23 protein-coding genes are annotated in these 25,176 nt (G+C 35.5%); 15 read left to right on the forward strand and 8 right to left on the reverse strand.

The window, feature by feature from the left end; all coding sequences use genetic code 11:
* The first annotated feature begins 266 nt into the window (after nucleotides 1–266).
* The 7 genes from MODO_RS10260 (at nucleotide 267) to MODO_RS10290 (ending at nucleotide 8,915) form a co-directional block, all read left to right on the forward strand.
* The gene (locus MODO_RS10260; RefSeq protein ID WP_006259845.1) at nucleotides 267–827 is read left to right on the forward strand and encodes a DUF4190 domain-containing protein; all 561 of its coding nucleotides are present in this window, start codon (nucleotides 267–269) and stop codon (nucleotides 825–827) included.
* 80 nt (nucleotides 828–907) lie between these two features.
* Complete coding sequence (locus MODO_RS10265) at nucleotides 908–1,597, forward strand: DUF2625 family protein (RefSeq protein WP_006259846.1); 690 nt, start codon at nucleotides 908–910, stop codon at nucleotides 1,595–1,597.
* Entirely contained in the window at nucleotides 1,598–2,089 is a 492-nt protein-coding gene (locus MODO_RS10270; protein WP_006259847.1) for an SMI1/KNR4 family protein, read from the forward strand.
* 149 nt (nucleotides 2,090–2,238) lie between these two features.
* A complete protein-coding gene (locus MODO_RS10275) occupies nucleotides 2,239–2,724 on the forward strand; it encodes a hypothetical protein (RefSeq protein WP_006259848.1) in 486 nt (161 codons plus the stop codon).
* Nucleotides 2,725–2,943: 219 nt separating this feature from the next.
* On the forward strand, nucleotides 2,944–3,297 hold the full coding sequence (locus tag MODO_RS10280; protein ID WP_006259849.1) for a hypothetical protein: 354 nt from the start codon (nucleotides 2,944–2,946) through the stop codon (nucleotides 3,295–3,297).
* Between the two features lie 99 nt (nucleotides 3,298–3,396).
* Nucleotides 3,397–7,746 carry a CusA/CzcA family heavy metal efflux RND transporter gene (locus MODO_RS10285; RefSeq protein ID WP_006259850.1) on the forward strand — a complete coding sequence of 1,450 codons (4,350 nt, stop codon included), beginning with the start codon at nucleotides 3,397–3,399 and terminating at the stop codon, nucleotides 7,744–7,746.
* Between the two features lie 5 nt (nucleotides 7,747–7,751).
* On the forward strand, nucleotides 7,752–8,915 hold the full coding sequence (locus tag MODO_RS10290; RefSeq protein WP_006259851.1) for an efflux RND transporter periplasmic adaptor subunit: 1,164 nt from the start codon (nucleotides 7,752–7,754) through the stop codon (nucleotides 8,913–8,915).
* 284 nt (nucleotides 8,916–9,199) lie between these two features.
* Here the strand turns inward: MODO_RS10290 and MODO_RS10295 are convergent, their stop codons facing one another.
* Entirely contained in the window at nucleotides 9,200–9,577 is a 378-nt protein-coding gene (locus tag MODO_RS10295) for a DUF6591 domain-containing protein (RefSeq protein WP_006259852.1), read from the reverse strand.
* Nucleotides 9,578–10,078: 501 nt separating this feature from the next.
* Between MODO_RS10295 and MODO_RS10300 the strand changes: the two genes are divergently transcribed.
* The 6 genes from MODO_RS10300 to MODO_RS10325 all read left to right on the forward strand — a co-directional run bounded on the left by MODO_RS10300 (nucleotide 10,079) and on the right by MODO_RS10325 (nucleotide 17,272).
* Nucleotides 10,079–11,242, forward strand: a complete 1,164-nt coding sequence (locus tag MODO_RS10300; RefSeq protein ID WP_006259853.1) for a pyridoxal phosphate-dependent aminotransferase — start codon at nucleotides 10,079–10,081, stop codon at nucleotides 11,240–11,242.
* Nucleotides 11,243–11,277: 35 nt separating this feature from the next.
* Complete coding sequence (locus tag MODO_RS10305) at nucleotides 11,278–12,018, forward strand: subclass B1 metallo-beta-lactamase MUS-1 (RefSeq protein WP_006259855.1); 741 nt, start codon at nucleotides 11,278–11,280, stop codon at nucleotides 12,016–12,018.
* A 92-nt stretch (nucleotides 12,019–12,110) separates the two neighbouring features.
* On the forward strand, nucleotides 12,111–13,655 hold the full coding sequence (locus MODO_RS10310; RefSeq protein ID WP_006259856.1) for a glycine--tRNA ligase: 1,545 nt from the start codon (nucleotides 12,111–12,113) through the stop codon (nucleotides 13,653–13,655).
* 556 nt (nucleotides 13,656–14,211) lie between these two features.
* Nucleotides 14,212–15,459, forward strand: a complete 1,248-nt coding sequence (locus MODO_RS10315; protein ID WP_006259857.1) for a lactate oxidase — start codon at nucleotides 14,212–14,214, stop codon at nucleotides 15,457–15,459.
* Between the two features lie 164 nt (nucleotides 15,460–15,623).
* Nucleotides 15,624–16,199, forward strand: coding sequence for a YceI family protein (locus MODO_RS10320; protein ID WP_006259858.1), 576 nt, complete (start codon nucleotides 15,624–15,626; stop codon nucleotides 16,197–16,199).
* A 194-nt stretch (nucleotides 16,200–16,393) separates the two neighbouring features.
* Nucleotides 16,394–17,272, forward strand: coding sequence for a hypothetical protein (locus MODO_RS10325; RefSeq protein WP_006259859.1), 879 nt, complete (start codon nucleotides 16,394–16,396; stop codon nucleotides 17,270–17,272).
* A 50-nt stretch (nucleotides 17,273–17,322) separates the two neighbouring features.
* On the opposite strand, the gene MODO_RS10330 is transcribed toward MODO_RS10325, so the two are convergent.
* The 4 genes from MODO_RS10330 to MODO_RS10345 form a co-directional block, all read right to left on the reverse strand.
* On the reverse strand, nucleotides 17,323–17,952 hold the full coding sequence (locus MODO_RS10330; protein WP_006259860.1) for an NAD(P)H-binding protein: 630 nt from the start codon (nucleotides 17,950–17,952) through the stop codon (nucleotides 17,323–17,325).
* Between the two features lie 141 nt (nucleotides 17,953–18,093).
* Complete coding sequence (gene aspA, locus MODO_RS10335) at nucleotides 18,094–19,494, reverse strand: aspartate ammonia-lyase (RefSeq protein ID WP_006259861.1); 1,401 nt, start codon at nucleotides 19,492–19,494, stop codon at nucleotides 18,094–18,096.
* 69 nt (nucleotides 19,495–19,563) lie between these two features.
* Nucleotides 19,564–19,950: a YchJ family protein gene (locus MODO_RS10340; RefSeq protein ID WP_006259862.1), complete on the reverse strand. Its 387-nt coding sequence runs from the start codon at nucleotides 19,948–19,950 to the stop codon at nucleotides 19,564–19,566.
* Nucleotides 19,950–20,153: a hypothetical protein gene (locus tag MODO_RS10345; protein ID WP_006259864.1), complete on the reverse strand. Its 204-nt coding sequence runs from the start codon at nucleotides 20,151–20,153 to the stop codon at nucleotides 19,950–19,952. The genes MODO_RS10340 and MODO_RS10345 overlap by 1 nt, the downstream gene beginning before the upstream one ends.
* 111 nt (nucleotides 20,154–20,264) lie before the next feature.
* Here MODO_RS10345 and MODO_RS10350 point away from each other — a divergent pair, with 111 nt between their 5' ends.
* Together MODO_RS10350 and MODO_RS10355 are read left to right on the forward strand one after the other, a co-directional pair.
* The gene (locus MODO_RS10350; RefSeq protein ID WP_225600439.1) at nucleotides 20,265–20,951 is read left to right on the forward strand and encodes a ComF family protein; all 687 of its coding nucleotides are present in this window, start codon (nucleotides 20,265–20,267) and stop codon (nucleotides 20,949–20,951) included.
* 67 nt (nucleotides 20,952–21,018) lie between these two features.
* Entirely contained in the window at nucleotides 21,019–22,623 is a 1,605-nt protein-coding gene (locus MODO_RS10355; RefSeq protein ID WP_006259866.1) for an Ig-like domain-containing domain, read from the forward strand.
* A 42-nt stretch (nucleotides 22,624–22,665) separates the two neighbouring features.
* Here the strand turns inward: MODO_RS10355 and MODO_RS10360 are convergent, their stop codons facing one another.
* From MODO_RS10360 to MODO_RS10370, 3 genes are all read right to left on the reverse strand, one after another.
* Nucleotides 22,666–23,433 carry a nitrilase family protein gene (locus tag MODO_RS10360; protein ID WP_006259868.1) on the reverse strand — a complete coding sequence of 256 codons (768 nt, stop codon included), beginning with the start codon at nucleotides 23,431–23,433 and terminating at the stop codon, nucleotides 22,666–22,668.
* 45 nt (nucleotides 23,434–23,478) lie between these two features.
* Nucleotides 23,479–24,318 (reverse strand): ion transporter, encoded by an 840-nt coding sequence (locus MODO_RS10365; protein WP_006259869.1) that lies wholly within the window; start codon nucleotides 24,316–24,318, stop codon nucleotides 23,479–23,481.
* Between the two features lie 94 nt (nucleotides 24,319–24,412).
* Nucleotides 24,413–25,156 (reverse strand): succinate dehydrogenase/fumarate reductase iron-sulfur subunit, encoded by a 744-nt coding sequence (locus MODO_RS10370; RefSeq protein WP_006259870.1) that lies wholly within the window; start codon nucleotides 25,154–25,156, stop codon nucleotides 24,413–24,415.
* Nucleotides 25,157–25,176: the final 20 nt, after the last annotated feature.

Consider the following 25,176-nt stretch of genomic DNA (forward strand, 5'->3'; position numbering starts at 1 on the left):
TTAGTCACCTGTCTAAAGGGCTTTTTTATCTACTTCTCCCTCCCTACTCAAAGGCTTTCTATTCCCTAATCCTTATGCTCTTATTTCTTAAAATCACCCTTTACTTTCTTAAAAAAAACCTTTACAAATTAACAAAAAAGAAGTAAAAAAGAACACTCAATACTATTTTAGCCAAAAAGAGTTAATTAAATATTGATTTTTAAACATATAAGTATATTTTATTTGTTAAATAAAAACTATATTTGATCTATTAAAATAGAACCACTATGGAAGATAATAAAAACCTAGAAGGGAAGAAAGTTTCTGAAAATACGGAGCATACTCCTCCTCCAGTGCCTTCATCTGAAGAAACTAAACGCGACGAATCTATTGTTGATAGAGTAACTTCATCTATCGAAGAGACAGTAGACAACATAGAGAAAGAAGTTGTTGAGCCAATCGTTGAGACGATAAAAGAAGAAGTTATTGAGCCTGTAGTAGAGGCTGCAAAAGAACTTGAGAGAGAAATAGAGCAAGAGGTTAGATCTACACCTCCTCCTCCACAACAAGGATACAATCAACAACAAGCTTATTATCCTCCTATAGTTCCAGAAAAGAATAATCTTGGATTAGCAGGATTTATTTTATCAATTGTTGCATTTCTTCTGTTTTGGCTTCCTTTTATAAACGTAATATGTTGGTTATTAGGGTTGATTTTCTCTGCTATCGGAGTATTTAGAAAACCAAAAGGATTAGCAATTGCAGGTTTAGTGATTTCATTAATAGGTGTTATCTTCTTTATATTGACACTAACTCTTTTTGCTACAGCAGCAGTCTTAGGTAGTTAAACATATAACATACCCACATACTTTATAAAAAGGTTGTCTAAATAGACAGCCTTTTTTCGTATTTTGCCGAAAAATAAAGGATGAAAACACTTACTGATTTAATAAACATAGAGGAACCAGGAATTGCCCTTATCAATGAATGGCTAAACGATGCAGTAAGACCAATATCATTATTGCCTCAATACAATAAAGAGGTAGCTGAAGAAGCTCTCTTACAACTTCAAGTAACGACACGTTCTCCACTAGGTGCTATAGTATATGAGACTGGAGGAATACTGATAGACAATGGATGGATCAGAGTACTAGGTGGAGGAACAGAAACGCTACCTTCTAGTTATCAATGGAACAAAGGCAAAACAATAGATCAAAACAATCAATCTAGTGGTTACTATATTATCGCATTAGATGTCTTAGGTGGCTACTTCTGTATCAATAGTGGAGGTCTAGGAGAAGACCTTGGTAAGGTATATTACTTTGCACCTGACACATTAGACTTTGAGCCACTTGATATCAGTTATTCAGACTTAATTTATTTTTTCATAGCAGGTAATATAGATCAGTTTTATCAAGATTTTAGATGGAATACATGGAAAGAAGATACGGCACAACTTCCGTTAGACAAAGCTTTTCATATTTTCCCTCCTATGTGGACTAAAGAAGGAAAACACATTGATTCTACATCTATCAATCCTATTTCGATTGAAGAATTGTATCAAATCAATAAAGACTTTAAAGGAGGTTTAAATAATATAGAAGAGAAATATATATAAATGAGTAAATTCAATCACTATACAGTCATTCCTAATATCCATACACAATCATCAGAATTAGTATTACCATCTGTTGAGGATATTAACAATTGTGAACAAGTACTAAACTTCAACTTTGAAGAAGATTACAAGACCTATATTTTACAATATGGGGTAGGTATACTAGGGGGCACATATATCCGTATCTATGCTCCTAATCGAATGATAACAGAAAGAAAAGAATGGTTAGAACGAGTAACGCAATACTACTTCTGGGATGATGGTAAAGATGTACTAACTAAAGAACAAGTATTAGAAGGGATTTGTATAGGAGATACTTTTGATGGAGATGAGATTATATTCTATAACAATACCTATTTTGTATTGCCTAGACATGAGGAGAATATCTATGCTTTAGGAAACAATCTATATGATGCAATAGAATGGCTATGTAAAAAAGGAATACTTACTGAAGCATTTCCAGAAAGAGAATTTGAACCTTTTAATGAATAATAGCTTTTAAAGATAATCTTAGCACAATATTTGTATTAGTATTAATCTATACAAAGGTTTATTTTAACTTTTAAGCCTTTTATTTATACTTAATTTACAGTACTTTAGTTAAGTATTCTAGGGATGATTTAAACGCTTAACCATTATATATGCAAGACAAAATAACACTTTTAGAAAAGTACTTCGAAACAGGTCTATACGAAGATTTTCACTCTTTACAGAGCGACTTAGTGATCTGGGTAGATTGGAGTGAATACGATGATGCAATAGTAGAATATATAGAAACCTGTCTTCAAACAGGTCATCTATCAGCATCTATAGAAGACCTACCAAATGAGCAACTACAACTAAAGGTAAATTATGACAATAAGATTCATACTCATATTATCGTAGACAGAGATAATACGATTATATGGCTTAACAGTATATTACAGCCTGAGTATGAGATTCGCTTTTGCAAAATATCAGATGGGTCAGATACATTAGCATTCTTACCATTAACTAGAGAACATTGGAGACAATTAGAAACTATCTATACCTTAGAAAAAATAGAAGAACACTTTGAAGCTATTCACAGTGATTCTGTTTTCTTTAATAAGGAATATGATTTTGACGAAGATAGTTTTTTATCATAGAGATACTAAGCACCTACTCTTAAGAGCTAGGTGCTTTTTTATTCAACCTACATAACATCAACCTCATTATTAAAATCTCATTAGAACTTAACAGTATATTTACTTTGAATAAATACAAATTACTATCTTGCGTCATAATTATACAAGGAATTAGTAACTTTGTACTAGTCAATTCATAAACAACCAATTAAAGTGAAAAGAAAAATAGCAATATTTCTTATGGCACTCTTTTTAATTTCGACAACTGAGCTAGGTCAGGTGTTGAAGTTTCCGCTATTGGTTGAACATTACATTGAGCATACGACAAGTAATCCAGATTTATCACTCTGGGGATTCTTACAAATACATTACAGTGAAAGTCATAAAGAAGAAGGAGATCCTATGGATGAGAAACTTCCTTTCGTTACGCACACACACTTTGTAAGTATAGTAGGCATCGTTACCCCTACTCCTATTCTAAAAATAGACCGTATTAAGTTCAATACACTGGACAATAAAATACACGCTTTCAACGAAGATGAAGTTGAGAGTAATTACCTATCCTCTATTTGGCAACCGCCTAAATACTGTTAATACCTTATCGCAAAGAATAAGTTAGCTTTCTGTGTATCTATACATGGATAAGTTGGCTATACCTATCACGCAATTTTAACGTATTAACAGACTAAAATCATGTTAAATAAAATAATTGAGTTTTCTGTAAAGAATAAACTCATCATTGGGCTATTTGTATTAGCTCTAATCGGTGTTGGTATCTACCAGACATCTAAACTACCTATTGATGCTGTACCAGACATCACAGATAACCAAGTACAAGTCATTACAGTTGCGCCTTCTTATGGAGCTACAGATATAGAGCGGTTAGTAACCTTCCCTATAGAACAAGCAAACAGTAATATTCCAGGGATTAAGAATATGAGAAGTTTCTCTCGTTTCGGATTATCTCTAGTGACTATTGTATTTGACGAAGACGTAGATATCTATTGGGCAAGACAACAAGTAGGAGAACGCTTAAATCAAATTAAAGCTGATATCCCACAAGATATTGGACAACCAGAACTAGGTCCTATCTCTACAGGACTAGGAGAAATATACCAGTATGTAGTAAGACCATTAGAAGGATATGAAGACAAGTTTGACCTTACAGAACTACGATCAATACAAGACTGGGTTGTGCGCCGTCAATTACTCTCTGTTAAAGGAGTAGCCGAAGTCAGCAGTTTTGGAGGAAAACTAAAACAGTATGAAATAGCTGTTAATTCTAACAAGCTAGACGCCTATGGCATCACAATTAACGATGTGTTCTCTGCTCTAGAAAACAATAATGAGAATACAGGTGGGGCTTATATAGAAAAAGGACCTACTGTATTATATATACGAACAGAAGGATTAGTAGCCTCTATAGAAGACATAGAGAATATTGCTATTACTTCTAAAAATACTGAATTGCCTCTTCTAATTAGAGATGTGGCTAAAGTACAGATAGGGCATGCTACACGATATGGCGCCATGACTTATAATGATAAAGGCGAAGTATCAGGTGCTGTCGTAATGATGCTTAAAGGTGAGAACAGCAATGATGTCATCAAGAATGTCAAAGATAAAGTAGCCGAAATCCAAAAGACTTTGCCTGAAGGCGTTGTTATAGAACCTTTCCTTGACCGTACTAAAATGGTTAATAATGCCATCGGTACTGTAGAGACCAATCTAACTGAAGGAGCACTTATCGTCGTATTTGTACTAGTCCTATTCTTAGGAAATATGAGAGCAGGGCTGCTAGTGGCCTCTATTATACCCCTAGCGATGTTATTTGCTATTTGTATGATGAATCTCTTCGGAGTAAGTGGTAATCTAATGAGTTTAGGAGCTCTAGACTTTGGATTAATAATAGATGGAGCTGTAATTATTGTAGAAGCCGTACTCCATCAGTTCTCCCATAACGCCAGGTACAAATCAATGAATAAGCTATCTCAAGAAGATATGAATAAGACTGTAGTACACTCAGCATCTAAGATGATGAACAGCGCAGTCTTTGGTCAGATTATCATTCTTATCGTATACATCCCTATTCTTACATTAGAAGGCATTGAAGGTAAGATGTTTAAACCGATGGCTCAGACAGTAGCCTTCGCCTTATTAGGAGCATTCTTATTATCATTAACGTATGTACCGATGATGAGCTCTCTAATTATGAGCCGAAAAGTAACTCATAAACCAAATTTCTCTGAACGAGTAATGGCGAAACTAGAGAAGTTCTATCAGAAATGTCTTGTCAAAGTATTAGAAATACCAAAAACAATCTATGCTATTGTAGGAGTCTTATTTGCTATTGCCCTATACATCTTATCTACTTTAGGAGGAGAGTTCATTCCTTCTCTTGAAGAAGGAGACTTTGCAGTAGATACAAAAGTACTAAATGGTAGTACGCTAACCACGACTATAGAAAGTACTCAAAAGACTGCACATATCCTTAAATCACGCTTCCCTGAAGTAGAGAAAGTAGTGACTAAGATAGGTAGTGCAGAAGTACCTACAGACCCTATGCCTATGGACGCTAGTGATATGATGGTTATCCTAAAAGACAAAAAAGAATGGACATCAGCAAAGACATTTCCAGAACTAGCAGAGAAGATGACTAAAGCATTAGAAGAAGTACCAGGCGTGACTGTCGGCTTCCAATTCCCTGTACAGATGCGTTTCAACGAACTAATGACAGGTGCTAGACAGGATGTCGTAGTCAAAGTATTCGGTGAAGACCTTGATCAATTAGCAGAAATAGCAGGTAAAATAGGTAATATAGCTAATACTGTAAAAGGAGCAACTAACTTATATGTAGAACCCGTAACAGGAATGCCTCAATTAATGATTGAGTATAACCGTCCTGCTATTGCGCGTTACAGACTATCGATAGCTGAGATCAATAGAATAGTCAATTCTTCGTTAGCTGGTCAAAGTACAGGCATGGTGTATGAAGGAGAAAAGCGTTTTGACATGGTTGTTCGTATGGACGAAACCAACCGAAAAAACCTATCTGATATCGAAAATCTCTTAATCCCTACTCCTTTAGGTAATCAAGTTCCATTAAATCAATTAGCAAATGTAGAAATAAAAGAAGGTCCTAATCAAATCCAACGTGAAAACGCACAGCGTAGAATATTCGTAGGATTCAATGTAAAAGATCGAGATGTACAGAGTATAGTAGAAGAGCTACAAGAAAAAGTAGAAGCACAAATCAAACTACCTACAGGTTATCAAATTACCTATGGAGGGCAATTCGAAAACTTAAACGAAGCAAAAGAGCGATTAGCCATAGCAGTTCCCTTAGCGCTTGTCTTGATATTCCTATTATTGTTCTTTGCCTTTAGAGATATCAGAGAGTGTTTAATGATCTTTACAGCCATTCCATTATCTATCATTGGAGGTGTATTCTTATTAGCCCTTAGAGGCATGCCGTTCAGTATCAGTGCTGGAGTAGGCTTTATTGCACTGTTTGGTGTAGCTGTTCTAAACGGGATAGTACTTATTGCTGAGTTTAATAGACTTCAGAAATCTGGAATAAAAAACATTGTATTCATCGTAGTTAGAGGGGCTAAATCTAGGCTTCGCCCAGTATTAATGACTGCTTGTGTGGCATCCTTTGGTTTCTTACCTATGGCATTGAGTAACGGTGCAGGAGCAGAAGTACAGCGCCCATTGGCAACAGTAGTAATCGGAGGTTTAATGTTAGCGACATTCCTTACCCTATTTATACTACCGTTGTTGTATATCACATTTGAACAAAAATTACACTTCAGCTTTATGAAAAAGAAAAAAGTGATAACAGCTATTGCTATCTTTTTAGGACTAGGTCTTTCTGCTCAGGCACAGACGCCTATCAGCCTAGAGAATGCCTTAGCTCAAGCGATAGAGAATAACAGTACTATCCGTGCAGAAAAACTAAAAACAGAATATGCTAAAGCATTTATTAGAACAGCCACAGATATACAACAAACAACTATCACAGGAGAGTTTGGACAGATAAACGGCCCTTATACGGACAATAAATTCTCTATCTCTCAGGACTTTGCTTTTCCGACGGTATATAATAAACAGAAAAACGTATACAAAGCTGAACATCAACAAAGCATTTATAACCTTAACCTAAAGGGATATGAGCTAAAGAAAACAGTCACTCAGAACTTCTATGATTTTATCTATTGGCAAGAGAAAGAAGCTCTATTACTACGTGCAGATAGTCTGTACGCCAATTTCTACAACAAGGCTACTCTTCGTCTACAAAAAGGAGAGAGCAATATCTTAGAGAAAACAATGGCTCAGAATCAACAACTAAGTATTCAAGCACAATTAGGTGAAGTACAAAAAACAAAACAGTTAATTCAACTTCAGCTTCAGTATTTATTAAATACATCTGAGAACATCGTTCCTTCATTAGAACAGAAAAAACTAGAACTGTCTAGTCTAGAAAGTGATTTAGAAAACAACCCTGTGCTTCAATTAATAGAGAACCAAAAGATAATTGCACAAGAGCAAACTAAACTAGAGCGATCTAAACAACTTCCTAACCTACAAGCGGCTTATAATAACAGTAGCTTTATGGGCATGGCGGCTAACGATGTGTATTATGACAGGAATAATCGTTTCCATTCCTTTCAGGTAGGTATCTCACTACCCCTATTCACTAGTGGGCAGAGAGGTCGTATTAAAAGTGCTAAAGTAGCAGAAGAAGTAGCAGAAGCAGAATACACGATGACTAGAGACCTTATGAACTCACGTTATCAACAGTTATTAATAGCCCATCAGAACAACCAAGGTATTCTAAATAAATATGAAAGTTTCTCTTTTGATAACTCTAATACAATTACAAAGACAGCCCAATTACAGTTCATCAACGGAGATATCAACTATCTAGAATATGTGATGCTGATCAACCAAGCTCTAGAAACTGTCAATAAGTACTTAGATACACTAAAAATGTACAATGACAATATCATCCAGATTAACTACTTAACTTCTAATAATTAATAATCATGCTATCTAAATATATCAATACCAAATACTTTGTTCTAGGACTTGCCTTAGCGAGTATCACACTATTCACCCAATGTAAGACAGAGCCAAAAGAAGAAGAACCTATCTCTGCAACAGACGAAGACACAACTACTGTACATCTAACAGATGCACAGATAAAGAATACAACTATAGAAACAGGTTCTCTGACTGAGCGCAAAATAGCAACAACGCTAAAACTAAACGGTAAAATAGATGTACCTCCACAGAACCTCATCTCCATAACTAACCCTCTAGGAGGATACCTTAAGAGTACTAAGTTATTACCCGGTATGCATATCAAAAAGGGTGAACTAATCGCTACGATGGAAGACCCTCAGTATATTCAATTACAACAGAATTACTTAATCGCTAAGGACAAATATGAGTTTGCAAAACTAGATTACAACCGTCAGAAAGACCTAAACGCAAGTCAAGCGAGTAGTGATAAGGTCATGCAAATCGCGCAAGCAGAGATGAATAATCAACGCATCACGATGAATGCATTAGCACAGCAGTTAAGTTTAATCAACATTAGCCCTGCTTCACTGACTCATACTAATATTAGTAGAACTATTAATATCTACAGCCCTATTAATGGCTTTGTGAGTAATGTTTTTGTCAATGTGGGTAAGTATGTAACTCCTTCTGATGTAATGTTCGAATTAATTAACCCTACCGATATACACCTAAACCTAAAGGTGTATGAAAAAGACCTTGATAAGCTAGAGATTGGACAGCGTGTAGTAAGTTATACTAACGGTGCACCAGATAAAAAATATGAAGGAGAGATTATACTAATCAGCATGGATGTAAACACAGATGGAGTATCAGAAGTACATTGTCACTTTGAAGCTTTTGATAAGAAGCTAGTTCCTGGTATGTATATGAATGCTGACATAGATACACACGCAGCTGTATCACAAGCTTTGCCAGAAGAAAGTGTTGTTTATTTTGAGAAACAAAACTATGTTTTTATAGAAACAGCAAAACAAACTTATGAGATGACTCCTGTAAAAATCGGCCCTAAAGAAGATGGATATGTACAAATAATAAACGCAGATCAATTAGCTAATCAGAAGATAGTTACTAAAGGAGCCTACACATTACTTATGAAGTTAAAAAATACAGAAGAGGAAGAATAACTTCACTTCTCATCTACTACCAAAGGGGGTATTATCTAGATAATACTCCCTTTTGCTTTTTACGCAATAAGGAATCACTAATAAACAATATGTCAAAGAACTACACCACAAAGCTACTATTCTACTGACACTGCTTTGATGATACAGACTCTTATGACTATATCTGACCCTATATGCCCCATAATGGTCGCAACTAATGGGACACTATAACATTAAAACCTCAATTATAAAAAAATGCTATCCAAAAAGGATAGCACTCTCTAAGTATACTATTTAAGCCGTAATTAAGGCTTTAAAGCTTTTTGATATTTCTCAGCGATAGCTTGGAATCTAGCAGTTTGCTCTTTAGTGATAGTCGATGGGTCAGTTTTTTGTAACTCCTCAGCGATTTTCATTAATTCCTCGCTTACTTTAGTAGCGTCAGTAAGAGCTGCAGTGTCTCCAGCTTGTACTTTTTTCATCAAAGCGATGTGCTCATCAGCGATTTTTTCATACTTGTCTAATACTGCATCGTATCCAGAAGCAGCAGGAGCCTCTTCTTTTGCAGGTGCTTCTACTTCAGTTGTAGTAGCCTCTCCTTCTTTTGCAGTTTCTTTCTTCTCACCACAAGCAACAGCTACCATAGCAGCCATTCCTAATACCATAAACGTGATTTTTTTCATAGTTAATTTTGTATATAATTAAACAACCTTTAAATTATTTGGTACTACCCTTATTTACTTAATTATCATAAAGATATGCACCTCATTAAAGACTATGTAAATTTAACACAAATTAACTTACAACAAAATATTTAGTAGAATATTTTTCATTTACCACCCTCATTGACAATAAGTAGCGCTATTTCGCAAAATATTCACACTACTATATTAACATCTGCTCCGCTATTCATAAGGGTTAGCAATATTATAATGTTATTTTTTACTCCTAGCCTACCCTAGTGAATTCTTACTTATTTATAATTCAACTACTTATTTCTCCTTGATTATTACACTACTTTTAACCAAACATCATAATTCTGATGTAATTCATAAAATTATACCAAAATATTCTAATCTAAGTATCGATTATTCAATAGATATCCACTAACTTTAATTTTTCTAAGAGCCTTATCTTCCGATTGAGGCATTTTTTATTTACATAATACAGTAATTCTATTCACTATGAACAGACGTGATTTATTAAAACTATCAGGAACGTTGTTCGCAGGAAGTATCCTTACACAAGGATTTGCAACAACACAAGCATTAGGATCTATTGCAGATTTAGGTTTACCAACATCAGTTGATGACCCGTTATTCTTACACTTTAACGAAAATAGCTTAGGTATATCTCCTAAAGCTAAAAATGCAATTATTGACGTTTTATCTAATGTAAATCGATATCCTGACAGTTATATAAAAGAATTACAACGCACCATCGCTGATATATTTAAGATGTCTCCAGCTCAGGTGACTCTAGGAGTGGGATCTTCTGATCTAATTAGAGCTACAGTGAATTTACAAGTGTATAAAGCAGTCAAAAATGGGCAGAAAGTACAGCTTATCTCACCAGATCCATCGTTCTTCTTAGCTGCTAGTCATGCAGAAGGCATGGGTATTCCTGTCGTTAATGTACCACTAGATAAGGAGTTCTGTATGGATCTAGCTAAGATGAAGCAAGCAGCAGACAACTTTGATGGCATCTCTATCATCTACTTATGCAACCCTAATAACCCGACAGGGACATTAACTAGCTCTAGTGCTATCGCAGATTGGGTAACTAGTGTTGACGCTAAGAAGAACTTCTTCATGGTGGACGAAGCCTATGCAGAATACATCACTGACAAAAACTTCGTGAGTGGGACTTCATTCATTAGAGAAGGGAGAGAGAATGTCATTGTACTGCGTACCTTTTCTAAGATATTTGCCATGGCAGGTATGAGGTTAGGATATAGCCTATCTACAGAAAATCTAGCGAATGAACTAAGTCCATATATGGCAGTAGAGAACATTAGTATGACTACTGCAGTAGCAGGTACAGCCTCTTTAAAAGACAATGCCTTCATCGTACACAGTAGAGCAGTGAATGCTAATTCTCTTGGTATCACGACAGAGACCTTTGATGCACTAGGAATAGAATATCTACCTAGCCAAGGAAACTTCTTATTCCACAAGATAAAATGTGATCAACAGCAGTATATAGATGGCATGGCATCAGAAGGTATTATCGTAGGTCGTCCTTTCCCTCCCCTATTACAGTGGAGCAGAATAACGTTAGGCACACCAGAAGAAATGAACCAATTCTTAGCTGTTATCCAAAAATTCAAGAAGAAAGGATGGGTATAACCTCATCACTAATCTCAATACGAAATAAATAAGCCATGCACAGAATACTTAGTGTCATAACGATGTTAATCTGTACTACATTAGTACACGCTCAATCTGACAAACTAAAAATCAAACAACTCAATGATAATATGTATATATACACTACTTATCAAGAGTTTCAAGGAGTAACATACTCTTCTAATTCGATGTACGTACTGACAGACGAAGGCGTTATTCTAATAGACACACCTTGGGATAAAGATCAGTACGAACCTCTATTAGAGTACATCAGATCGAATCATAACAAAGAGGTTAAATGGGTCATCACTACCCACTTCCACGAAGATCGTTCTGGTGGATTAGGTTACTTTAACAGTATAGGAGCACAGACGTATACCTATGCATTGACCAATGAAATATTAAAAGAACGCAATGAACCACAAGCTCAACATTCTTTTAATAAAGAAAAACAGTTTACCTTTGGCAATGAGAAGTTGGCTGTATACTTTTTAGGAGAAGGACATTCACTAGATAATACCGTAGTCTGGTTTCCAAAAGAAGAAGTATTATACGGAGGATGCCTGATTAAGAGTGCCGAAGCTACCACTATAGGTAATATAGCCGATGGTAACGTGATAGCTTGGCCTAAGACTATCGAAGCCGTAAAACAAAAATTTAAGAATGCTAAAGTCATTATACCAGGACATGATGAATGGGATATGACAGGCCATATCGAGAATACTGAGCGTATATTATCAGCATACAATCAACAACATTCAACTAAAAACGATTAATTAATATAGTAAATCAATAAACTTTAGGTTATTAACACTAAAATGCCAATGGCAGAGTTCCTAATCTTAAAGTCTTTTATTACTTTTGCACTATGGCAAAACAAGATGATATTTTTAAGAACGTTATTTCGCATGCTAAGGAGTATGGATACATCTTCCCTTCTAGTGAAATATACGATGGTCTAAGCGCAGTATATGACTACGCTCAGAATGGTGTGGAGTTAAAGAGAAACATTAGAGAGTACTGGTGGAAATCCATGGTACAAATGCACGAAAATATTGTAGGAATTGATGCCTCGATTTTTATGCATCCTACCACTTGGAAAGCTTCTGGTCACGTAGATGCGTTTAATGACCCATTAATTGATAATAAAGACAGTAAGAAAAGATATAGAGCTGACGTTCTTATCGAAGACTACTGTGAAAAATTATACCAAAAGGCTCAAAAGGAAATCGAGAAAGCGAAAAAGCGCTTTGGCGAATCTTTTGACGAAGAACAATTCGTAGCTACTAACCCTCGTGTAGTAGAATATTTAGCGAAGAAAAAAGAGATCTTAGAGCGTATGGCTCGTGGTCTTGATTCAGGAGATTTAGCAGATGTAAAAGCACTTATCGAAGAGCTAGAGATCGCTGACCCTGATACAGGTTCTAAAAACTGGACTGAAGTACGTCAGTTTAACCTAATGTTTGGTACGAAGCTAGGAGCTTCTGCAGACTCTGCTATGGACTTATACTTGCGTCCTGAGACTGCACAAGGTATCTTCGTAAACTTCCTAAACGTACAGAAGACAGGTCGTATGAAGATTCCTTTCGGTATCGCTCAGACAGGTAAAGCATTCCGTAACGAGATTGTTGCTCGTCAGTTCATCTTCCGTATGCGTGAGTTCGAACAGATGGAGATGCAATTCTTTGTGAAACCAGGTGAAGAGATGAAGTACTACGAGTACTGGAAAGAGACTCGTCATAAGTGGCACTTATCATTAGGAATGGGAGCAGAGAACTACCGTTTCCATGACCATGAGAAATTAGCACACTATGCTAATGCAGCTACTGACATTGAGTTTAACTTCCCATTCGGATTTAAAGAATTAGAAGGTATTCACTCACGTACTGACTTTGACCTTAAAGCACATGAGAAGTTCTCTGGTAAGAAACTACAGTTCTTCGATAACGAGACCAACACTTCTTATGTACCTTATGTAGTAGAGACTTCAGTAGGTCTAGACCGTATGTTCCTTTCTGTATTCTCTAAATCATTAGTAGAAGAGACATTAGAAGACGGTTCTACTCGTACAGTATTAAGATTACCATCTGTACTAGCTCCTACTAAGGCAGCTGTACTTCCATTAGTGAAAAAAGATGGTCTTCCAGAGTTAGCTCAAGAGATAATCGAAGAGCTTAAATGGGACTTTAATGTAGCGTATGATGAGAAGGATGCAGTAGGTCGTCGTTACCGTCGTGCAGATGCACTAGGTACGCCATTCTGTATCACTGTAGATCACCAGTCATTAGAAGATAAGACTGTGACTATCCGTCACCGTGACACGATGAAACAAGACCGTGTAGCAATCGCTGACCTTAAGAACATCATAGAGAACGAAGTATCTATGAGAAACTGGTTAAAGAAAATGATGTAATCCATCATCTACCCTATACACAAAAGCCACTCTGATATAGAGTGGCTTTTTTTATGTCATTAAGTGTGTACACTATGATTCATGTTGCACTTTACAAGTAATTTTACCGATTTTTAGTTCTTCTTTAGTAGGAGATTGTTCGGATACAGATTTGATTTAGTTCGGTAAAACACTCTCTAGTCTGAGTAAACACAAGGTATTACCGAACAACTTCCGAACAGTATTAATCCAAAAATGCACATACACTTAATATACAACAAGTTAAAACAGCAATCAAACTCCAAAATAACTTAAAAAAGTCTTTTAAGGGCAAAAATATTCAACTCCATTCTTATAAATAGATTTAAATAAACAAAAAACACACCCTAATAGATAATATATACAATTATTTAAAAACAATCATCATTACCTCATTCTCATAAAAAACAAAAAATAATGAATTTAATATGCTACATATTGTTTTTATTCAACTAAATACGTTCTTAATCTATATTAACCACTAATACATCTACCCCTCTGTAACTTTGTCCTATAAATAAAGTAAAACAGATTTTTTATGAAAAAGACAATATTCACATTAACTGCAATAACACTAATGACAAGTGCCTTTGCTGATGTAGTAACAAAGGATACTACAACAAAAACTGTATTTCAAGATAAAAACAAAAAAGGCAAAGGATACCAAGCGAGTACAGCTGATAAAAAACTAAAAATAGTAAACCTACACGAGCTAGAAGGACAAGTAAAAGCAGAGATGGATCAGGGTGCCTTTGGGTATATCGTAGGTGGAGCTGAAGACCAGAATAACTTAAAGATTAACACGGAGAACTTCGATAAGAAATACATCATGCCTCGTGTGCTAAAAGGGATTAAACATGAGGATATTGACTTATCTACTTCTCTATTCGGTATTCCTCTAAAAACACCTATCATACAAGCACCAATGGCAGCTCAAGGACTATCTCACGTAGATGGAGAGATAGCTACTGCTAAAGGTATGATAGCAGCAGGATCACTATTCTCGCTTAGTACTTATGGTAACAAAACAATAGAGGAAGTAGCAGAGGGTATTAATGGAGCGCCTTTCTTCTTTCAGTTATACATGAGTAAAAATGATGACTTCAACAAGTTTACGCTTAACAGAGCTAAGAAATACGGAGCTAAGGCTATCATCCTTACAGTAGACTCGCCAGTAGGTGGGTATAGAGAAGAAGATATTAAGACAGGCTTCACTTTCCCACTAGGAATGGGTAACTTAGAGTTATTCGCAGCACAACAAGCTGATGGCAACAAGACTGGTAAAGGAGCTGGTATTACAGAAATATATGCTCAAGCCAAACAAGACTTTAAGCCTTCTGACATTAAGTACGTAAAGGACTTAACTGGACTACCTGTTATCATCAAGGGAATACAGTCACCTGAAGATGCCGAAATCGCCATCCAAGCAGGAGCAGATGCGATATGGGTATCTAATCACGGAGGAAGACAGTTAGATGCAGGTCCATCTTCATTCGATGTACTACCACTAGTAGCTAAGACAGTGAATAAGCGTGTACCTATCATCTTTGACAGTGGAGTGAGAAGAGGGTCTCATATCTTTAAAGCCATAGCTAGTGGAGCAGATATTGTAGCGATAGGACGTCCTATACTATACGCCCTACACCTAGGAGGTAGTCAAGGGGTAACGTCTGTAATCGATCAGTTAAATAAGGAATTGACTATCAATATGTTCTTAGGTGGAGCAAAAAACATCAAAGAAATACAAAATACTAAACTATATACAGATAAAGATTTTCAATTATAATAAACTCCTCTATCCTACTATTAAAGAAAGGATTACGATTAAAAAAAAGAAATAAAAAACCACAATTGCACAAGATAAAAACACTTCTTAATGTAGGTTAAGTGCTTAAAGCTAAATGTGGTACTAAATTTGTAATAAATAACAGAACAATTAAAATTATTATCATGAAAAAAATAGCATTATTATTCGTAGCAACATTATTCTCTGTTGCATCATTCGCTCAAACAAAATGGAATGTAGATAACTACCACTCATTTTTAAACTTCTCTGTGAAGCACTTAGGAATTTCTTTCGTAGATGGTCGTTTTGATAAATACGAAGGAACATTCGAAGGAACACCTGAAGACCTAACGAAAGGAACATTTAAATTCTCAGTAGATATGAACAGTGTGAACACATCTATCGAGATGCGTGACAACCACTTAAAAGCAGATGTTTTCTTCGCAGCTGAGAAGTTCCCTGCAATGACTTTTGAGAGTAAATCAATCAAAAAAGTAGGTAAAGATCAGTACAAATTAGAAGGTAACTTAACAATCAGAGATATCACTAAGCCTGTAACTTTTGACCTTACTTATGGTGGTTTATTAAAAGATGATGGACAAGGAAATACTAAATTAGGATTCCAAGCATCTACTACGATCAACCGTTTTGACTTCGGAGTAGCATATGATCCATCAGGACAAGCTATCGCTAAAGATGTAAAAATCAATGTGAACTTAGAGTTCAATCAAGTTAAATAATCCTTTTACACATACTTAATTTCTGAAATAGGCTTCGCATTATTGTGAAGCCTATTTTACATTATAGCTACTCCCTAACTCACTCATACAGAGCAACCATAATCGTCAATTAATTATAGATAATAAACTATGAACAAGAACATTATCTCGTTTATATTGCTTATTTTTATTATATATTAACAAATATAATTGCTATGAAAAAGATTTTATTGAGTGCTTTTATTGGAGCATTAGTTCTTACATCGTGTGGAGATAAGAACAAAAATGGTGTAGGAGACGGAGAGACTATGAAAGAACTAGTCGCAAAACCTACTCCGCCTAAAGCAGAAGGTCCTATACGAGTACTATTCGTAGGGAATAGCCATACGGAGTACTTCGCTAGTTTTCCGAAAATGCTAGACGCACTAGCTAAGGAAAACAATAAACAAGTAGAGGTAAAATCCCTTTTAGAAATGGGGGTAAGCATTGATCAGATCATCTCTTCAAACAAGAAAAATGCTGAAAAATTATTTAAACAAACGGATAAAGATGGAAACTATCTAGACTATGTGATTCTACAAGAATCAACACCTGTAGCCATACAAGAACTAGGCAAGTATAAATCTAACACAGCAGAAGTACATGATCAGATAGCCAAAAACAGCCCTGATGTAGCTACTTATATCTATGGTCTGACGGTTCCATTTGAGTACAATAGTGCAGATTATAAAGATTATCAACCTCTACTAGTAGAGAATGGTGTAGCAGTAGCTAAAGCGTTACCTAACACTGGATTCTTAAACTTCTCTGCTGTATTAGGTGCTGCCTATGCTGGCAAAGAAGGTTATACCGCTACTAAGGATGGTAAAGATATGCTACGTCACACAGATAGATCACGTCATATGCTTAATGACGCTGTCTTCGTAAACTCTATAGTGCTATACCAAACCTTGTTCGGTGAGACTCCTAAGATTCCTCAACAGCTACCACTGAGCACTGGTCTAGGAGATGATGATACGATAAAACTGATGAATGTAAAAGAAGGTGTCAGCGATCCTGAAGCTCTACTTAAGATAGCAACTAGCTTTAAGTAATACTATACAAAATAAATGAAAGGCTTGTCTCTAAGAGATAAGCCTTTTTATTATATCTCATTGCTTTCGATAATCAAGCGACGACAGCAGTGATTCTTCGCTTCTCTACGCATACGATTGGCTACTTTAACCACCTCTATCGGTTTATACTTCATAAACAATCGCATCTTATTAAAGAAAAACAAAATCTTAGCAGCTATTCGCTCCCCCATACGGTTAGTCCCTGGACGTAATAAAAGTCCTGGACGCAGAATAATAGTATTCTCAAAACGCAAATTCAATACAGAGCGCTCTAATGTTCCCTTTAGTCTACTATAGAAGAATGCACTCTTATCAGAAGCTGCCTTAGCTGATAATAATACAAAGTTAGTTACTCCATTTCCTTTTGCATACTGAGCGAACTGCATGACATAATCATAATCTATATGCCATTGCTTTTGTTTAGAGCCTGCCTGCTTCAGCGTAGTCCCTAAACAACTAAAAGCGACATCTCCTGCTATTAGATGCTTCCATTGGTCGATTTGTTCAAAATCAACTAAATGAACGACTAACTTAGGATGCTGAATATCCCATTCTTTACGAATAAATATGACTACTTCGTGAAAATCATCGTCACAAAGTAGTTGACGTACGAGTACTTTACCAGTTGCTCCAGTACCTCCGATGACTAATGCTTTCATAACAAACATTTTAAAGCTATTATATCACTACAATAAACTTACCAATTTGTATTGAGACAACAGATTTTAAAAAAGTTACATCTATAAACAATAAAAAAGTCTCCTAGTAGGAGACTTCTTATATTTAATAACACGTATCGATTAGATCGAATGCGGTGCTAGCATATGTTTAGGGTCTAGAATCTCATCTAGTTTCTCCTTAGTTAATAGATTGTGCTCTAATACTAATTCATAAACTCCTCTACCAGATTCTAATGCTTCTTTAGCGATTTTAGTACTTGCTTTATATCCGATATAAGGGTTTAGCGCTGTAACGATACCGATACTTCCTAATACTAACTCCTTATTATGTTCTACATTAGCCTTAATACCTACTACACACTTCTCTACTAATGTTTCCATAGCATTCTCTAACCATGTCATAGACTCCATTAGAGTATGAGCTAATACAGGCTCCATCACGTTTAACTGTAACTGAGCTGCCTCAGAAGCCATTGTGATAGTCATATCGTTACCGATTACTTTAAAACACACTTGGTTTACTACTTCTGGGATAACAGGGTTTACTTTACCTGGCATAATAGAAGAACCTGGCTGCATAGGAGGTAGTTGAATCTCGTTAAGTCCTGTACGAGGCCCTGAAGATAATAATCTAAGGTCATTACAGATCTTAGATAACTTAATAGCTACTTTCTTCAAGATTCCTGAATAAGCAACAAATCCGCTTGTATCAGATGTAGCCTCTACTAAGTTCTCAGCAGAAGTAACAGGTTGTTTCATCAACATTCCTAAATTCTTAGCACATAAATCTGCATAACCTGGTACAGCGTTTAATCCAGTACCGATAGCAGTAGCTCCCATATTAATCTCTAAGAACGCTTGGCTAGCCTGGTTAAGAACTGCTATTTCTCTCTTCAAAGTGAAAGCAAAACCACCGAACTCTTGTCCTAGAGTCATTGGCACTGCATCCTGAAGTTGAGTTCTTCCCATCTTAATAATATTCTCAAACTCTACAGCCTTAGCCTCAAATCCTTTTACTAATTTCTCTAGCTTCTCTACTACTTTCTTATTCATTTCGAATACAGCTACCTTAAGAGAAGTAGGGTATGCATCATTAGTAGATTGAGATAAGTTTACATGATCGTTTGGAGAACAGTGTTGATAATCACCTTTCTCGAAACCTAAGATTTCTAAAGCTCTATTTGCGATAACTTCATTCGCATTCATATTAACAGAAGTACCTGCTCCCCCTTGTATCATATCTACAGGGAACTCAGCATGTAGCTTACCGTCTATTATCTCCTGACATACATCAGCGATAACCTTATATATTTTTTCGTCTAAAACGTTTAATTCAAAGTTGGTTTTAGCTGCCGCCCATTTTACAATAGCTAATCCTTTTACAAACTCAGGGTAATCAGACAACTTACTTGTCGATATCTTGAAGTTATTGATTGCTCTTTGTGTCTGTACACCATAATAAGCCTGTTGAGGAATTTCTAATTCACCTATTAAGTCGCTTTCAATTCTGGTTGGTTTCATACTTATACAGTTTTATATTTTCACTAAGTTACGAAGTAATTTTTATTTACCCTCTCTAAAACACAAGGATTATTCCTTAAATGTTCCTGATACATAATACCACTTCCCTCCTAACATTTCAAACAAAGAATCCTCATAGTGTTCGCACACATTGTCCTCTGCATCTTTATAATAAGCCTTAAAGACTACACGACTCTCCTCACTGACAAGAATTTCTAAGCGTTGCCATGTATTTTCTTTTGCCCACTGTAGAATTGCCTTTTTACTATGAAAGTGTCTAGTCTTAGGATGGGTAGTATTAATGATGTATATCGCATTAGCTAAGGCATAGGCTGTGTACCTAGAGCGCATCAGCTGCTCTGCAGTAGAAGGAGCTGTAGTATTCGTCACATACGGCTCACAACACTCACTATATGCGTTACCGCTACAACAATAACAAGGTTGGTGCTGCTCCATTATCCTATCTTCTGTTTTAACTCTTCGATAATCTTCAGGAATTTACCCCAACGAACGACTTCGTCATCTGTCTGTGCATAGTCAAGTCCATCATTGATACTTTCTTCTATTTTCTCTATTGCTACAGAGGCTTCTTCTTTCTTATTTTGAGCAATTAATACCATTAATTGCATGATTTGCTGTTGTACTTCTTCTATTTTCATTTCTATATCTTCATTTCAACACAAAGATATTTGTTATTAATAATTACATAGAGAAAGTTCTGATTAATTTTAGCATAGCATCTAAATAACCCACATAGTAACCTAGAACTGATGATCATAACTGATATTCTGAATCTCCTCTTTCCGAAGAACTGTATGGCTTGTAACTCCATATTATTGAGAAATGAACAATATCTATGCATTACTTGTAGAGACGAAATCCCCTATACACAAGAACATCTTATAGATCAAAATGATTCTATGGCTAAGTTCTATGGTAAGATACCCATAGAGTTTGCTGCTAGTTTACTCTTCTTTTCTAAAGGAGGCAAAGTGCAGCAGATCATCCATAATCTCAAATATAGAAATCATCCTGAGCTAAGTTATTTCTTAGGTACTATCTATGCACATCAACTAACCAAAACAACGCGTCTAAAGGAGATCACTTCTATCATACCTGTCCCCATGCATAAAAAGAAACAAAAGAAAAGAGGATATAATCAAGTAGACGGCTTCGCGAAAGCACTAAGTGATCACTTTCACATCAAAATAAATAATCAACTTCTAATCAAAACACTTCAAACCTCTTCTCAGACAACTAAATCACGTTTTCAGAGAAAAAGTCAAACAAAAGAAGTTTTTGATCTAGACCTAAACTTTAAAGACGACGAATACAATCATTTCTTACTGCTAGATGATATCCTCACTACAGGGAATACCTTAGAGGCATGCTGTAAAAAATTATTACAAATACCAAATACTAAAATCACGATTCTCTGTTTGGCTCGTAGCATTTAAAAGTTTTAATAATACATATTTTCTAACTAAAAAATATAGTCGTTAATTTGTCTTTTAAATTAAAACTATGTCTAAGTTTCGTATATACTTTATTGTTTGTTTTACAGTATTTTGTTTTATAACGTTTTCGAACTGTGCTAAAAGAGGGTTTATTTCAGGAGGACCTAAAGATACTATTCCACCTGTAGTACTAGGAAGTAGTCCTAAGAACCACTCTATACATTTTGACAAAAAGCAAATTACTATTGATTTCGACGAATTCGTTAAGATCAAAAACGTAAATCAAAACTTGATTATCTCTCCTCCTATGGATAGAATGCCTGAAGTATTACCTATGGGAAATGCTAGAAAGACGGTTACGATCAATCTTATAGACACTTTAAAGCCGAATACGACTTATAGTTTTAACTTCGGGGACGCTATTACGGATAACAATGAAGGTAATGTCCTAAAACAGTTTAAATATATCTTCTCTACAGGAGATTATATCGACTCTCTGAAACTAAGTGGGACAATCAGAACTGCACATCAATTAAAGTCGGATAACTTCGTCAATGTAATGCTATACGATGCTGAGACATTTAAAGATTCTACTATCTATAGAGAAAAACCTCTTTATGTAACGAATACACTAGACAGTCTTACGACTTTCTCTATAGAGAATATTAAAGCAGGAAAGTATTACTTAGTAGCATTAAAGGATAAGAACAGCAACTTTATGTTTAATCCTACTGAGGATAAAATAGCTTTTATAAAAGAACCGATTGAGATTCCAACAGATCAATCTTATGATTTGACACTATTCAAGTCTGATGAGAAATTCGAGGCTTCTAGACCTGCTCAGATTACCCAAAACAAATGGTACTTACCGTATATAGGAAACGCTGAAGGAGCTACCGTAGAAGTTAAAAAAGATGGGGTAGTAATCCCTAGTGCTTATACACAACTAGCAGATAAAGATAGTTTGCAAGTTTGGTTCCCAAAGATAGAAGCAGACTCTCTGCACTTCACTGCTACGAAAGGTGAGTTTACAAAGACATTTATGGTTAAACCAAGACCTAAGATGAAAGAAATAGATTCGCTATCCGTGTCAGGAAAATCAGGTACACTTGATTTCTTATCTGATTTACTAGTAGAAACAACTACACCTGTTAAGTCTATTAATAAAGATCTAATCACCATCTTTAATAAAGATTCTGTAGCAGTCCCTTTTACTATAGATAACAAAGCAAGGGAACAAAAGTTCTATCTAAAGTTTAAGAAAGAAGAACTAGATAATTACAAGGTAACACTATGGCCTGGAGCTATTACAGACTTCTTTGGAAAAGCAAATGATACAATCGTGCTGAACAATAAAACGACAGATTATACAGATTATGGAAACTTGACCATTACACTAAATGGATTAAAGCGTTATCCTGTTATCGTTGAATTACTAGATGACAAAGAAAAAGTAATCGTTAGTCAATATAGTGAAAGCTCTAATACATTCGAGTTCTTAGCATTACCCCCTAGAATGTACTACATAAGAGTTATCTATGATGACAATAAAAATGGCGTATGGGATAAAGGATACTATTGGGACAGAAGACAACCTGAAGAATCTGTCTACTTCCCTGAACAGATAGATGTCCGTGCCAACTGGGATATTAAAGAACAAATCAACTTATAAACAAATAAGGCTCTTAGCATAAAAACTAAGAGCCTTTTTTGTTTATAGGATAGTAAATGAATCAGCATCTCTAAGTACACCGAAACTCTTTCTTATTTTATCTTGTTTTGCTTTATCTAAGGTTACATACACTACTTGTTCTCCTGTCAATGGTTCTACTAAATAGCCTCCTAGCATATCTAAGGCTTGTGAATGGCCTGAATAGATATTGTCATTCTCATCACTTCCACATCTATTTACAGCTACCAAATAACTCATATTCTCTATAGCACGTGCCTTTAGCAGAGAATCCCATGCGTAAATACGCTGATCTGGCCAACTAGCCACATAGATTAATAAGTCATATACTCCGTCATTATTTCTACTAAAAACAGGGAATCTTAGGTCATAACAAACTAAAGGGCATATATTCCATCCCCTATAGTTAACTACTAATCTATCTACCCCTGCTTTATATACCTTCTCTTCTCCTGCTAATGAGAATAAGTGTCGTTTATCATAAGTACTAATCTCACCTTCATCAGAGATAAAGAACATTCTATTATAGTAGTCTTCTCCTTCTTTAATAACAATACTACCTGTAAGCGCATATAGATGCTTTTTACACAACGATTGTAACTCGGTGATATATTCGTCTTCCATAGTCAAAAAAACGCGCTCAGGCTTCATTGTAAAGCCTGACACAAACATCTCAGGTAAAACTACCAAATCTGTATCTTGTTCTATAGAATCTAGCTTTTCTAAAAAATGTTCTTTATTCGCTTCTATATCTTCCCATACCAATGGTGATTGTAACATGGCAACTTTCATTACACTACGATATTTAGATTATACTCCAAAAATAAGCAATAATTCTTACTTCTCTTCTTGAGGTCTACCACAACACGGGCAATTACAACTAGAAACATTCTTTTTTTGTAGAGCTAATAACTTCTTCTCCTTTCTTTCAGCCAAGATCTCTGAGAAACCAGATGAGATAATACCTGTAGGTAAAGCAAAAAAGCCTATTCCAATAACAGCTAACACCCCTCCTATTAGCTTACCGATCACAGTTACAGGGTAGATATCTCCATAACCTACAGTACAAATCGTAATAACAGACCACCACATAGAATCAGGAATACTAGAAAATGCCTCAGGCTGAGAAGGGTTCTCTGCATAATAAATAGCTGTAGAAGCTATTAACAATAAAAAGATCAACATAAATGCGGCAATTGCTAACTCACTCGCTTTTCTTTTAAACACATTAACTACAAGAGCCAATGCTGATACATAACGAGTAATCTTGAATACACGTAATAATCTAAACACACGCATTAATCTTATGATACGGAGATCCACATGTACAAAAGCTAGATAAAATGGTAACACAGCGCATAAATCTATTAACTGCATAGAAGTAAAAGCATATTTTAATCTTCCCAAAAAAGGTTGATTAAATCGCTCATCACAGGTAATAGACCACATTCTCAACACATACTCTACTGAAAAGAAGACTACAGAGAATAAGTTAAATAAGGAAAAAAAAGAACTGTACTCTGCACTAACTTCAGGAATTGATTCAAAGATCAGTGAGATAGCATTCAGTAATATCAAGATAATGATTCCTCCTTGTATTATTTTGCTTTCTAAAGCATTAGAATCATTATTTAATAAATTAAAGACACAGTGCTTTATTGACTTTTTACTCCTCATAACTCGAATTCTCTTTCCAATAAATTAGAGTACAAAAATAAAAAAAGCAGATATATCTCTATATCTGCTTTTTCATTTATTTCAAGAAAAACTATTATTTCAAGCTTGCTTTTAAGTATTCTCTGTTCATACGAGCGATGTTCTCTAAAGAAATTCCTTTAGGACATTCTACCTCACATGCTCCTGTATTAGTACAGTTACCGAATCCTAAAGCATCCATCTCAGCTACCATATTAAGTACACGATCAGCTGCCTCTACTTTACCTTGTGGTAACAAAGCAAATTGAGAAACTTTTGCAGATACGAATAACATAGCAGAAGAGTTTTTACATGTAGCCACACAAGCACCACATCCAATACAAGTAGCTGCGTCAAATGCACGGTCAGCATCATGTTTAGGAATTGGAATAGCGTTAGCATCTTGTGTATTACCTGAAGTATTTACAGATACGAAACCACCTGCATGTTGAATTTTATCAAAAGCAGTACGGTCAACGACTAAGTCTTTAATTACTGGGAAAGCTTTCGCTCTAAATGGCTCGATATAGATAGTATCACCATCTTTGAACTTTCTCATGTGTAACTGACATGTAGTAATACCTCTGTCTGGTCCGTGTGCTTCACCATTGATAAATAAAGAACACATACCACAGATACCCTCACGACAGTCATGGTCGAAAGCTACTGGATCATCACCTTTCTCGATTAACTCGTTGTTTAATACATCAAGCATTTCTAAGAAAGACATATCAGGAGAAACATTGTTGATTTTATAATCAACCATTTTTCCTTGTACTTTAGCGTTTGATTGACGCCATATTTTAAGTGTAAGATTCATTTGTGTCGAATTTTTACAAA

It is taken from the genome of Myroides odoratimimus (genome assembly GCF_001485415.1).
GTDB classification, from domain to species: Bacteria; Bacteroidota; Bacteroidia; order Flavobacteriales; family Flavobacteriaceae; genus Flavobacterium; species Flavobacterium odoratimimum.